Consider the following 13,333-nt stretch of genomic DNA (forward strand, 5'->3'; position numbering starts at 1 on the left):
TGTCTCCCCATGAGTATCGTCGAGCTGCGTAATGAAATAATCCCCCAGTTCTCTGTACTTGAACTGAGGGATAGGCCTAACCGTTTTTTTGTTTTTTTCACTGTCTACTTGACAGGGAGCACTTCAACAAGATGTGGGCTTCTATCGTGTTCGAAAATATTACCCTTCCAACACATCTGCTTCTAATGCACTGGCAACTTCCTTCATCATGGGAATCACGGCCTCATTAGTGCCCGATACATAAAGATCACCTTGATATAGCCTGAAAGGAATCTGCTTGTCGCCATAGCTCCACATGAAAAAATCTCCGTCGATGGACATTGTAGTAGCCCCTGTCACCGTAAACACGGATGAATAGGCAAAATCAGTCTTGGATGCAAAATACATTTTACATTCTTCCAAGGAAATGGTTTGCGGTGAATTTTCATTTTCCTGTAATGCTCTTGTAATACGATAGCGTTGACTCAATATGATACCTCCAATATTTTCCTCAATATGCACGTTCTCTGTTTGTATAACCACATCTCATCCATAAGATTGTACGACTCTTATTTTAACTTAATCATGCAACAAATCAATTCTTTTTAAATAAAAACACTTGCCTGCGATTAAACCGCTCTTTACAAGGAATAGGTCCAATTGGACTTCTTTTTGACTCCAGATTCCTCCTCTTGAACTTCGACAAACAACGTGTTTTCGTTGATCCAAGAAAATTCCACAATGTTCGCTGAAGGATTAATATCGTCAGGCAACGAGTCTATATCCACTATGGTGCCTTTGTTCAGATTCACCACTTTAATGTACCTCTTCTTTGGCTCCTCGTCCGGAACATATAGGAAGGCTGCATAGGTATGATCGGGGCTGAAGCCTTCAATGCCGGCGCGAATTCTTACTTTTCCTCCCATTGGTGTGGAAGTGATTGTTTGAAGCGTACCCGTTTCATCCACTCTTGCAATATGAAATTCATCACTACCATTACTCTGATGCGTGATATACGCAATCCGTCCATCCTGCACAGAATAAATGACAGAATTCCCTTCAAGTTTGAGATCAATCTCCTCACCATCCAGGTTAACTAAAACTGTAGAGAGGATGGTATCCTTATATTTTGTACAGATGACACTTTCGGAATTCAACCATCCATTGACGAGATAATTGACACCAACCGTATCTGCTATCATAAACTCAGCGCCTGTTGCGAGATCAAACGTAAAAAGAGCAGACCCGCCCGATTCCATGTCATTTTTATTAGAGTTGTAAACCAACTTTGTGCTATCCGGACTTGGTAGGATGCCACTGTTCCAGCTTACGTAGTTTTTCCCATGTAATTCTATTGACTCTTTAGCGAAGGCTTCATAAGTTTTACCATTATAGAGGTTTGAAGATATTTTTTCAGGCTGGCTGTTGGAACTATTCACTATCCAAAGTCCATTCTCCGCAGCAATGAGTAGTGTCTCCCCCTCCCGTGTAAACGTAAATTCCAAAGGAAAATCATCGAATTCTTGAGGAATCACGATTGTTTTATCTTTGTATTGCACCTTCTGCAACTTAAGAACAATATCTCCATGTCCCGTTCTAACCGTTGTTGTAAATTCCTCTTTCCTCTCCTGTGCTTTAGAACTGATCCTCTTTAATGTTCTAACCATTTGAGCTTCTTCCTGCCACTCATCTTGCAGCTCCGTCCAATTCTCTTTATGGTATTGAAGGTCAGTCACAATTTCTTTGGTCTCTGCGGTGTTAAGATCTTCCTCAAGATTAGAAACCTCAATTTTGGATTGTGCGGTACTTTGTCCCGATTCAAGTTCAGTAGCCGTACATCCTGTTAGTGCCATGGTTATAACCAAAATGACAAGAGCTCTTATCTTCAACTTTTTTCCTCCCCCAATTCCTTCTCATTATCCCAATATTTAGACGAATGATGTTTGGATTTAGTTTCAGTTTCATTAAAGACCCATAAGACAGTCGCTTCACTCATAAAGCAACCGTTCTTATGGGTCTTTATTTTTTAAATATAGAAGTTCGATAATCCTTAATCCACCTTTGCTCCATGAGAGAGCGAGAACAAGACTGTTTGTTCTCTATCCATTCTCATCCCCATAATGGAAAATGTTTTAAAATCCACGCTCTCCATTTTCGCCCCTCGTACATCAGTTCCCTGTAGCTTTGCTTTTGCCAGTAACGCCATGGTCAGATCAGCATTTCTTAAATCAGCTTTTTCTAGGTTCGCTCCGGATAAATCTGCTTCAAAAAACTTAATCGCACGTAAATCCTGTCTAACTAATCTAGCATGCCTCAAATTCGTATAAGACCAATCCCCTTGATAAATGGTGATCCCATCCATGTTGGAGCCAGAAAAATCCGAACCGGTCATTTTGCATTCTTCAAATTTGGCAACAAAAAGACTAGCTCCGTTAAAGCTGCAATTCTCAAACGCAGATTCTTTATGTATGGAACCATTTAACGATGCTCCGCGAAAATCACACTCTATAAAACGACAGTTGCTTGACGTAATTTCCTCAAGAGATCCGTTAGAAAACGAGCAACGATGAAAGGTACAACTAATTAACTCGCCGTATCTTAAATCTTGTGTGCCAAAGTTTACTCCCGTATATTTTTGATTGCTATATTGAAACATCAGATGCCTCCTATGTGTGGTTAACTTTTAATACTATAGCATACGGCAGTCAAGACCCTGCGCAAATCAACGAAAAAGTCAAGATATTTATTTTTTAACAGTTTTCTATCCAACATAGCAAGCAGGAATTCTCTTCCAGCGATCCCCTTCGTAAATAGATGAAATTACTATTACAATTGTGTTTCCAGCTGTTCGTCACACATTGAAAAAGCGCATGCCAATGTCGGCATGCGCTTCTAAGGCTGCGAAGAAAATTTATTCTTCGTTAGCTGCTTCTGCATATTTTTTGAAATTATCTAAAATCGCTTGCCATCCGGCTTTCTGCATCTCGATTTCGTTGCTATCTTCTGCTTCGAAGTATTCGATGATATGCGTGTTATTGTCTTGGCGATGAAAAGCAATCTTCACTTTTCTACCGTCGCCAATGGTGTAGGAAATGCTCTCGTTAAGGTTAACCTCGTCGTATACACCGCCAAAATCAAATCCAAAGCTGCCGTCTTTAGCTTCCATTCTGGTGACGAATGTACCGCCAACCCTTAGATCATTCTCAGCGAATGGCGTGTGCCAGTCATCAGAGGCAAAACTCCATTGTGTGATATGCTTCGGTTCCGTCCAATAATCCCACACGCTTTCAACAGGGGCATGAACAACCGTTTCAATCGTTATTGTTATCGTATTACCTTGTCCCATTGCAAAACCTCCTGATATGAATATATTCTTCTCAAATCATATCATGATCATTCACTAACAGTCGATATGTCTGAAGTACATAAATCAATAACATAACATCATGAATAATGCTTGATATATTATTGTACATCTGTCTATAATTATATAGTGGTACATAAATTAATTCATTGTTAAATGAACGCTATTAGTTAACCAGTAAACAAATGCTTGATCATGTATATTATGTTTAGAAAGTCTGGTGACTTCCCGATGCCTAAAGTGGATCGAAGAATATTAAAAACCCAAGAAGCATTAAAAAAAGCAGTCCTTGAACTGATGGCAGAAAAAAATTTCGATCATATTACGATCCAAGATCTTTCCGACAGAGCAAATGTCAGCCGGGGAACGATCTATCTACATTACCTTGATAAATATGATTTACTAGATAAGCTCATAGAAACCCATATCATCGAGCTCCGAGAAAGATGCGAAGCGGCCGCTGATATTGATTTTATTAACGGTTCATTAATCTGGACAGAATACTTTGACAGTAATTATTCATTCTTTTCAATGATGCTAGCCAGTAAAGGAGCCCCTTACTTTCGAAACCGGTTCCATAACTTTTTAATCGAAGAGTTTAGGGATGAGGTGGATGTGACCGCTGGAAAAAACCTTGGATTAAACAAAGTGGTTATCGTTAACTTTGTTGCTTCAGCTTATGTAGGAGTAGTGGAATGGTGGTTCACAAATGAAAAGCCTATCCCACATCAAGAATTAGCAGAGCAATTGGGGACTTTGTTAGACAGAATGTGCAATTAATCTAACTGTATGATTCCGCAACGCGGAGAATGGCTGAAAAGGAAAAAAACCGCCCTATGGACGGTTTTTTGTTCGCTTATTTCACTTCTTCCATAAACGCCCTAAAGTTTTCAGCGATTTCTTTTGATTTGGTATGGTGCAAATAATGATCTCCATCAAAAGTCATCACTTTGCCATGAACAGAATCTTTGATTTGCTCTTCATGCAGCGGGATCCATCCTTCAACGCCCGTATTATTTGCTTGGATAAAGAAAATAAGCGGAAGATTTTGTGGGAAGGTTAAGCCTCGAGCTGCTTTAAAGTTAGGGTAAATATGTTCCATTTCATTTAAAGTGGTAGACTCATACATGTTTTTAAGAGTAAACATTCTCATTTGTTCTTTCGTTTCATCATCAAACGGCAGTCCTTCATAGGGGTCAGCACCGAATTTCAGCATCAATCTGCCGAAACCTGATTGTTTGAGCAGCTTAAACGTTCCGGTTGGAAGCTCAGCATCCATACCGCCTTGCATTGGAACACTGCTATCAACTCCAGCAAACGCGCTTACTTCGTCTGGATATTTGTTGACATAGTCTATTCCGTAAATCCCTGCAATGGAGTGACCCATGAGAATATAACGGTCGATATTTAGATTTTGCAGCGCTTCATGAATTTCACTCACGATATTTTCAGTGGTTCGTTCTTTTTTGGTTCCATCACTTAATCCATATCCAAATGGCTCAACCACGACGACTTTGTAAAATGGTGCCAGCTCTTCAATAAGCGGCTTAAAATCAAGCGCTGGTGATGCTGTTCCATAACCTGGAAGGAGCACGATCGTTTCTTCGCCTTGTCCTTGAATCAGAACATTCATATTTTTCCCATCCACGGGTACTAATTGACCATAGGTTTGTATTTTCCCTTGCTCCGATTTCGTGCTGATCTTATTAACGATAAAAACAATGGCTACAAAAACCACAATGAGGATAACTAATACGGCTAATATCTTTAGTATCATCTTAAATATTTTTTTCATCCTACCTGTTCCTGTATCAGACTCTGTTTTCTTTGCCGCTCGAATTCCCACTCGCATCTTCTCCTGTCATCATCTCTAGATTGTGCTGTCTTATCGACCGCTAAGGAAAGCTTACACGACGAAAATGTACTCTCCATGACGACAATATGAACGGAGTATGAACGAGCAAAATAATACTGCGGCATCACATACCTTCGATAAGCCCCAATCCCTCATCAAGTCCCAACATGATATTCATACATTGTATTGCTGCCCCCGACGAACCCTTCCCAAGATTGTCTAGTCTGCATGCGATAAGAACTTGATCATCATTTCCTAAAACAAAAATCTCAGAACAATTCGTTCCGTTACATAGCGTTGGATCAAGAGCATATTGAGAAATTTCTTTTGTATCACCAAGCGGGATGACTCTTACGAACGCTTCTCCTTGATAATAATCTGTGAGGGCAGCATGAATTTCCTGAAGGCTAGGTTGGTTAATAAGCAGACGAGTAACCAAAGGAATCGTCATCACCATACCATTATAATAATTGCAAACCGTCGGAAGGAATACAGGCTGGAACGCAAGATCTGTGAATTTCTTCATTTCAGGCAAATGCTTATGATCCAGGTTTAAACTATAGTGCTGTGGGTGGTTTAGGCTGTCGTTTACATTACCAAAACGACCTGCCTCATGTTGTTCAATTAATGCCTTGCCCCCACCACTATAACCCGTTAATGATTGACAACTAACCGGATAACCAGACGGAAGGATTCCCTTTTGGACAAGTGGATTAATCGCAAGTACAAATGCCGTAGCATGACAACCCGGCACTGACACACGAGCAGCGCTGGCGATCTCGCCCCGTTGTAAAGCAGATAATTCTGGTAATCCATAGGTCCACTCATCATGAGTACGAAAAGCCGTACTGCTATCAATCACCCGGGTATTGGGATTTTTAATGAGTGTCAAGGCTTTTCGAGCAGCATGGTCTGGCAGACACAAAAATACAATATCCGCTTCATTCAATACCTTAATTCGAATCTCGGGATCCTTTTTATCCTCCTCCGAAATCGTTAGAAGTTCTACATCCTTTCGCTTCGAAAGTCTGTTATGTATTTTTAGTCCCGTCGTCCCGTACTGGCCATCTACAAATACTTTCATAGTACATCCCTCCGTACACATAATGAATAATTATACATTAAAGAGTATTTATATACAATTCGTTATTTTCCAATAATCGAGGAGTTCTGTCCAATAATCGTGGCATGCAAAAGAGCACCTAGTCTAATTAGGTGCTCTTTGCAACGGTAAAATTCAAGGGAGGCTCATTATTTAAATTGCTGCAGAAATTGCTTAATCACTCCTTCTGAAAGGGCGTCAGCTAGCATGATGATATGCTCTTGCCCTTTATCGAAAGCGATGATATCGGCGTCCCAATCCTTGGTTAATCTTGCTTTGACAGCATCTGTAACCAATTGCAAGTGCATATATAACAGATCCTTCAATTGTTTATTCGACCAATTTGGATTAGCACTGCTTAGAAATTGAGCAATGTCATCCGCATTTTTATACCATTCTTTATTATATGTTTCCACAGCTGCCTGATTTCCTTGTTTCGCGGCATCAACAATTTTTCCCGCAATAAGAATATGTTCTCGCAGGAGTGCAGCCAGTTTATTGCCTGCCTCCTCTCCATAATACGGCTTTATGGCATCGCCAATGTCCTGCTGGTTTTTCAAAAGTCTATCCAGCACTTTTTGTTGATCTTGCAACTCCGCAGCAGCACTCACAATATAGTTTCTTGTCCAAACGACATGATCAATCCAAAGCTTCCTAAAGTCAAACTTAAACTGCACCATTGATTGGCTTAAACACTGCTTTTCTATTCGTACCTGTTGAATCCCGCTAGCTTCAGCTTGAAAAGGGGTAGAAATCAAGGTAAGGGACATGCATAAAATAGCCAACTTGAGAACTCGAAATTTCATTTACTATTTCCTCCTGATCACGAATTAGACATCCTGCATTATTTTGGACTATCTTTCTAATTTCATGCATCGGAGGATTAGACTGAATTTATGGAGTGGCTTTGCAATGAACTGTGTAACAGCGTCTAGTCATTCATGTTTACCTCCTAGAATGTCGCAGTCCATAATTCTCTTAATTAGTTTGCATCATAATTTTCTCCCTATTGTTTGGATTCGATCCTAACTTTCAAGACGTTTTGCGATTCTTAAATCCAGTAAATAATTGGAACTTTTTCGTAACATTTCAAAGAATATTGCGTCTATAGTTTTATTAGAAGGAGGTTAACATCATTAAGAAACTGACTTTAGCGATGCTGGCTTTCACGATTGTGGCCCTTCCCCCCCTACCAACCGTAGGCTTCGCCTATAACCCAACGCTAATTGAAAACGGTCAATTGAAGAACAACCGCATGTTGATCCCTTTACGAGCCGTATCTCAAAATTTGGGCGCTATCGTGAAGTAGAATTCGCAGCTAAAAACAATTGAAATAAAGCAAGACGATATCAATATCCTGCTTACCGTCAATTCCAAAAAGGTGATTGTCGACCATACCGAGATTGAACTGGATGTACCGGTCGAGTTAATCAATAGTATCACCTATGTTCCGCTGCGATTTATCAGCCATAAAAGATATTCGACTCCATTTCAAGTCTTTCTTTACCAATCGTTTTATTGACAATCTCATTGAAAAAGGCATGGAATCCAATCTTCAACTTGGCAATCCTGAGCATGGATATGATTATGTATCATCTGTATATTACAAAAATAGTACAACAGCAAGATTATTAGAAACCATTACTCAAGGAGTTGACTTGTCCGGAGCAACTTATTACGTCAGCGATCGGATAGCTAATCTTGTTTATACCGCTGGGGCGTGGAAGGTTGATAGTGTAAGTTTCCCACAGTTAAGAAGACCGCCTGTTCCCGGTTGGGAACCCGATGAGTTTGAACTTCCTTACCTACAGAATAGTGACCAGAACCGTTAGATTCATCCGCAGGTTGAAGGTTCTACCGGTTGACACTCAAATTTCAAATTAGCGCTTTACAGGTATACTGAAATCCTACGATTATTCTCTATCCTAAGTCAAAAGTTGACCAGCCATTTGCTTCTAATTCTGCACATATAGCTCGGAAATGCTTATAGCCTTTACTAGAATGCAATTTTCTACACTCAATGAATTGAATTTGAGCCTGATTACCTTGGGAGTCGGTATAGATTAAGCCTATTTTATCAATAGAAACAATCACAGCGTGATGAATTTCAATTATGCACATCTTATACCCTCCTATTTCCAATATAGGCCAAATCATATCACATGCGTTTAGTCTTGGTGAATGATCGTATTAACCATCAGCTCAGCTAATGGCTTTACGAATGTCATAGTCGTTTAAATCAATATCTAATTCCATTCCAATCGCTAACTTCGCCAACTGGACTCCAATATAAGGGCCCATCGTTAATCCCGAGGCCCCGAGACCGTTAGCTGCAAGAAGTCCTTCCCAATCAGGAATGGCGCCTATGACCGGAAGGAAATCGGCTGTAAAGGGGCGAAAGCCCACCCTTACTTCCTGGAATGTGCTATCTGCCAGATCAGGGGCGAATGCAAGGCATTTGCTTAAAATTTCATGCATTCCGCCAGGCGTGATCCTCGTATCATAGCCTTCTATATTATTTTCATGAGTCGCCCCTATCACGATTTTTTGCTGTTCAAAGGCGAGCAGATATTGATCGGAAGGCGGCATAACGACCGGCCATTTACCCGTATTTTGATTGGCGTCAGGCACCTGCAAGTGCATGATTTGCGCTTTCTGATAACTCACTTTAAAATCAATGCCTAAAGGTTGCAGCAACGTCCCTGCCCAAGCTCCTGCACAAACGATAACTAGGTGAGCCGGGTAGTGATCTGCCCCAACCGTAACACCTGTTACACGCTTGGATTGAAATTCAAGCTTAGCATTCCCATATATAAGCTCAGCCCCGTTTCTTTGCGCAGATCGAAGCAAAGCATCACGCAGTGCCCGGCCATCAACGCGGGCAGCACCGCTAATATGAAGGGATGAATATCCTTCAGCGAGCAGCGGGAAGAGCTCACGAGTCCTATGTGCATCAAGCCGAGTTATCTCTCCGATATCGGTCGCGTCTTCTATACGCTTGTAAGCTCGCTCTTCCATTTTACCGATCTTCTCCGGATCCATATGTATATTGAGGGCCCCAACCTTGGCATAGCCGGTTTCGGTTTCTCCTTCTCTTTCAAGCTCTTCAATCAGCAAAGGATAATAAGACGCTCCGGCTTTCGCAAGGCGATACCAAGCCTTATTGCGCCGCTGTGACAACCAAGGACAAATAATGCCGGCAGCTGCATCCGTAGCCTGTCCTTCATCTTTCCGATCGACGATAAGGACATCTGCTCCCTGCTTAGCCAATTGGTAAGCGGTTGATGCACCAGCTATTCCCGCTCCAATGACAATGACCTTCATGCTAATTTCACTCCTTTATGTAATCGTTCTTCCTATTATAACGACATCTTTATCAAATAGAAAAAGCTGTTGAACTCACGCAGTAGTTGCCTTCCACTTGGTTTCCATCCCCTAAATGTAAGTAGTGCCGCGCAACCTCATTGTACCTGATAGCTAGTATGCCGTCATAACTCATCATATAACTTTTCTCATAATGGATGTGACATATGTAAAAAACGCCAGCTTATACGGCTGGCGTTTTGATTCTAAATACGGTAACGGAGTGTGCCGGAAACTCATGAGAAAAGCTGTTTCCTTCGAACGAAAAGCCGCACTGAACCGGCACAATCTTCTGAGGCTGCTCGAAGCTGTTCTCATCCTCAAGTGAATGACCTGATAGTTCATAGCTTTCAACGATGTGTTCGCCTGACTCTATCCAATCTTCCAAAGCGATGTCTGCTGATACGACGACGTCCTGTATATTGACAACCTTTACAATCGTGTCGCCTGTTATATCATCTGCGCTCGAGGAACTGTAGAGTGGTTGGATAATGGGCTGCTTATCAACCGTATCATTAATGAGCTCTCCATTAATGTAAGCACGTATCCGTCTTCCCGATACTTCTAGCACAAGCTCATAGTTGACGTCAGTTTCGACGGCGAACAAGCTTTGGGTTAAGCAGGAATTGCGATTATTTACGCGGGAGCTGATCATGGAATCTTGATTTTGCCAGCCGCCGATTTCCCAGAACAATTGGTTTTGTTCGTCTGATTGGCCAAAGTACACGACAAAGCCTTTAGATCCGTCAATCCTCTTAGCCGTCATGTACAGCGTATAGTTAGTCCAATCCGTATCGCCAAGTCGAACAGTTCGTTTCGTCTTTCCTTCAAGGCGAGCCTCCTCGGTATCCGACAGCTCGGCTGTCCAACCTGCGAATGACCGCTCTTCGCTTGTATCGTTGTTCACAATGCGCACGTCCGAGAAGTTAACGCTGCTGGCGTTCGCGGCCAGCTCGATTGTGCCATTTATTGGCTTCGCCTCTCCGACTTGAGGCTTCGAGAAGCCGCTCGCTTCAATGTGAAGCAATTGGTCTCCTTGATGATTCATGAACAACTTCTGCACATAATAGTTTGGCGTTCCGAACACCTCATGGTTGTTGAACCAGATGAGATCGGGCTTCCAGTTCACATAATCGACGTTACAGAGCATAGGCGCATAACATGCTAACCCAACCGCATGGGCATTACGCTCCAAGCCGATCATAAAGGCCGCTTCAGTGATTGCATTATAATAGGTGTTTCCCCATGAGGCGTATTCTCCCAAAAACACCTTTGGTTCATCAGCCTTGAACCCATCATAACGATTGAAGTTAGCCAGAAACCATTCCGGAGATTGATAGTAATGCTCATCCACTAGATCTGAGCCGTTCTCCCGTGCTGACTGCCAGCCCCTCTCATATTCGCCACCGGCCGCAAACGGGCCGCTGGAATTAATGATTTTCATAGCCGGATACTTCGCTTTAATCGCTTGATGGAAATAGCTGTACCGCTCGAAGAAAGGTTCACCGACCTCTTCGTTGCCAATGCCGATATATTCGAGCCCGAATGGTTCTGGGTGACCAAGTTCAGCTCGGATAGCTCCCCATTCCGTCGAGTGATCACCATTTGCGAATTCGATCAGATCAAGTGCATCATCGATCCACGGGCCTAGCTCGTCAATTGGAACGATCCGTTTATGATGAGGGTCATACCCGCCTGGCAGGATGGGAATCGGCTTTGCGCCAATGTCCTCGCAAAACAGGAAATATTCGTAATAGCCTAAACCAAGCGTCTGATTATATTGCCAATTGTTCCTTCTTGAAGGACGCTGCTCAGCAGGACCGATCGTATTTTTCCAACGGTACATCGAATTTCGGTCATCCGGATTCAGGGAGCCGTCATGTACGAGGCAGCCACCGGGAAAACGCATGAACTTCGGCTTCAGATCAGCCAGCAAAGACGCGATATCTTCCCGCAGCCCGTTCGTACGTCCGAGGAATGTCTTCACTGGGAACAACGAGACCATATCCACATACAGCTTACCTGATCCGCCTGTCGTAATCGCCAGCCTGCTGCTGTAATTCGTTTCATTAACAGTAATGATAGCCTCGTATCTTCTCCATTCGGAAGAGTCTACTACAACTGTCGTATCTCCATGAATGATACCTGCCTTGCTTTCAATCGTAATACGGACAGGTTCGGCCAAGCTCTGTTCGCGCCTCGCGTAAAAGGAGAATCGATATTCTTCCCCCTCCCGAACAGAGATTCCCGAATTGAAGCCGACATTCGCGATTCCAACTCCATCACCCGGCTTATCAATGGCAATAACAGCGTAATGTCTATTACGTTCATTCATCGGTTGCAAGTCCTCAATCAAGAGCTCGGCCTGTCCGCCGCCTCTCTCGATTTTCTCCCAAGCGGTCAGTGAATGAAAATCCGGATGATCGATCGGATCAAACTCGAACGAACGGTTGCGGATTAGCTCTGCATAAAGTCCACCATCGGCCGCATGGTTCAAGTCCTCGAAGAAAATACCGAATAAATCGCCAAGTTCGGCACCGCGTTGCTTCGTGTGTATCGTTAGCTTTCCTTGATTCTCACTCATTTAACATCTCCTCCATTAACCGATATCCAGTGATCGACATCAATATGCTTATCCTCCATATCGTTCTAGCAATCTATCGTATTCAAGCTGGGTAACAGGAATCACCGAACCATGCCGCGGCGATGCTGGCAAAGAGAAGTGCTCGGGCAAGGCCCAATTACCGGAGCTCAAATCCGTTGTTTCAAGTGGAATATAGCCACGATCCACGTATTCGTCAATGAATGCGTACCACTTGTCTTCTGTGTTTGATTTGAAAATAATCGGCCCTTCACCTTGTTTTAAATACGGCTGCTCGACGCTTTCATTAATAAGCTTATAGTTTAGATCATCGAAGGAATCGCCTGATTCCTGTATAATGTTGCGTCCTTTGCTAATCCGATACACTTTGCCCCTAGCTTCTATCATCGTTGTATCAATGACCGAATACCCATAATCCATATATATTTGCGGTTTGCTGAACGAAACGAAATCTTTCGTAGTGGCATACAACATTCGATGATAACCTTCCGCTTCATCACCCAAATGGTCGCTGTCCAACATGGAAGCCCAAAAGACATGGTATACGTCGGAGCTGCTATCCCGGAATACTTCCGGTGCCCACGTGCAGCCTGCCCCCTCCGGCGCTAGCTCTACCATCAACTGCTGTGACCAATCAACAAGATCCGATGAATTCCAAATCATGATCGAACGGCTTCCAGCCGTAACTGCTCGTTTCCAATCGCCATTGCCGTGTATCCGCAGATCGGTCGCCACCAAATAAAACGAATCGCCAAGTGGAGATCGGACGATATACGGGTCGCGAACCCCCTTCTCCCCCATCGTAGAAACAAGAACGGGCCGTCCTCCGTTCAGCTCTCTCCAAGCCAATGCGTTATTGCCTTCACTAAGCGCAAAATACACTTGTTCCCCGTCCTCATACCGCTCGCCCTTAAAATAAGCGAACAAATAACCCGCGTACTGTTCCATATTAGCTGCCATTGATATCACTCATCCTTATAGCTGAAATATTATCCATAAAAAGAATAGTACACTACCTTATTTTCCAACTTTATTGCACAATCGTAAATGATGTATGATAGGTATTAA

The 13,333-nt window shown here is 42.8% G+C and carries 14 protein-coding genes; 3 read left to right on the top strand and 11 right to left on the bottom strand.

The genetic code is table 11. The features are described 5' to 3' along the window. Positions 1 to 159 precede the first annotated feature (159 nt). From E0496_RS25940 to E0496_RS25955, 4 genes are all read right to left on the bottom strand, one after another. Positions 160 to 468: a hypothetical protein gene (locus E0496_RS25940; protein WP_141504649.1), complete on the bottom strand. Its 309-nt coding sequence runs from the start codon at positions 466 to 468 to the stop codon at positions 160 to 162. A gap of 152 nt (positions 469 to 620) precedes the next feature. Next, the gene (locus E0496_RS25945) at positions 621 to 1,868 is read right to left on the bottom strand and encodes a TolB-like translocation protein (protein WP_141504650.1); all 1,248 of its coding nucleotides are present in this window, start codon (positions 1,866 to 1,868) and stop codon (positions 621 to 623) included. Between the two features lie 161 nt (positions 1,869 to 2,029). Continuing rightward, positions 2,030 to 2,635 (bottom strand): pentapeptide repeat-containing protein, encoded by a 606-nt coding sequence (locus E0496_RS25950; protein WP_141504651.1) that lies wholly within the window; start codon positions 2,633 to 2,635, stop codon positions 2,030 to 2,032. A 255-nt stretch (positions 2,636 to 2,890) separates the two neighbouring features. Continuing rightward, positions 2,891 to 3,325: an SRPBCC family protein gene (locus E0496_RS25955; RefSeq protein ID WP_141504652.1), complete on the bottom strand. Its 435-nt coding sequence runs from the start codon at positions 3,323 to 3,325 to the stop codon at positions 2,891 to 2,893. A 249-nt stretch (positions 3,326 to 3,574) separates the two neighbouring features. Between E0496_RS25955 and E0496_RS25960 the strand changes: the two genes are divergently transcribed. Next, on the top strand, positions 3,575 to 4,123 hold the full coding sequence (locus E0496_RS25960; RefSeq protein WP_141504653.1) for a TetR/AcrR family transcriptional regulator: 549 nt from the start codon (positions 3,575 to 3,577) through the stop codon (positions 4,121 to 4,123). Between the two features lie 76 nt (positions 4,124 to 4,199). Here E0496_RS25960 and E0496_RS25965 read toward each other — a convergent pair whose 3' ends face one another. From E0496_RS25965 to E0496_RS25975, 3 genes are all read right to left on the bottom strand, one after another. After that, positions 4,200 to 5,195, bottom strand: coding sequence for an alpha/beta hydrolase (locus E0496_RS25965; protein WP_175598122.1), 996 nt, complete (start codon positions 5,193 to 5,195; stop codon positions 4,200 to 4,202). 127 nt (positions 5,196 to 5,322) lie between these two features. Then, positions 5,323 to 6,282, bottom strand: a complete 960-nt coding sequence (argC, locus tag E0496_RS25970) for an N-acetyl-gamma-glutamyl-phosphate reductase (RefSeq protein WP_141504654.1) — start codon at positions 6,280 to 6,282, stop codon at positions 5,323 to 5,325. 167 nt (positions 6,283 to 6,449) lie between these two features. Continuing rightward, positions 6,450 to 7,106 carry a glycosyltransferase gene (locus tag E0496_RS25975; protein ID WP_141504655.1) on the bottom strand — a complete coding sequence of 219 codons (657 nt, stop codon included), beginning with the start codon at positions 7,104 to 7,106 and terminating at the stop codon, positions 6,450 to 6,452. 551 nt (positions 7,107 to 7,657) lie between these two features. Here E0496_RS25975 and E0496_RS37270 point away from each other — a divergent pair. Together E0496_RS37270 and E0496_RS25985 are read left to right on the top strand one after the other, a co-directional pair. Continuing rightward, positions 7,658 to 7,822: a stalk domain-containing protein gene (locus tag E0496_RS37270; RefSeq protein ID WP_421924696.1), complete on the top strand. Its 165-nt coding sequence runs from the start codon at positions 7,658 to 7,660 to the stop codon at positions 7,820 to 7,822. Further along, a complete protein-coding gene (locus E0496_RS25985; RefSeq protein ID WP_141504656.1) occupies positions 7,746 to 8,132 on the top strand; it encodes a hypothetical protein in 387 nt (128 codons plus the stop codon). Before E0496_RS37270 ends, E0496_RS25985 begins: the two co-directional genes overlap by 77 nt. An 88-nt stretch (positions 8,133 to 8,220) precedes the next feature. Here the strand turns inward: E0496_RS25985 and E0496_RS25990 are convergent, their stop codons facing one another. The 4 genes from E0496_RS25990 to E0496_RS26005 all read right to left on the bottom strand — a co-directional run bounded on the left by E0496_RS25990 (position 8,221) and on the right by E0496_RS26005 (position 13,225). Then, a complete protein-coding gene (locus tag E0496_RS25990) occupies positions 8,221 to 8,421 on the bottom strand; it encodes a hypothetical protein (protein WP_141504657.1) in 201 nt (66 codons plus the stop codon). 81 nt (positions 8,422 to 8,502) lie between these two features. Beyond that, a complete protein-coding gene (locus E0496_RS25995; protein WP_141504658.1) occupies positions 8,503 to 9,624 on the bottom strand; it encodes an NAD(P)/FAD-dependent oxidoreductase in 1,122 nt (373 codons plus the stop codon). A gap of 223 nt (positions 9,625 to 9,847) precedes the next feature. Then, on the bottom strand, positions 9,848 to 12,247 hold the full coding sequence (locus E0496_RS26000; RefSeq protein ID WP_141504659.1) for an alpha-L-arabinofuranosidase C-terminal domain-containing protein: 2,400 nt from the start codon (positions 12,245 to 12,247) through the stop codon (positions 9,848 to 9,850). A 48-nt stretch (positions 12,248 to 12,295) separates the two neighbouring features. After that, positions 12,296 to 13,225 (bottom strand): glycoside hydrolase family 43 protein, encoded by a 930-nt coding sequence (locus tag E0496_RS26005; RefSeq protein ID WP_141504660.1) that lies wholly within the window; start codon positions 13,223 to 13,225, stop codon positions 12,296 to 12,298. Between the last annotated feature and the right edge of the window lie 108 nt (positions 13,226 to 13,333).

This window comes from Paenibacillus luteus (genome assembly GCF_006542765.1).
GTDB lineage: Bacteria > Bacillota > Bacilli > Paenibacillales > Paenibacillaceae > Pristimantibacillus > Pristimantibacillus luteus.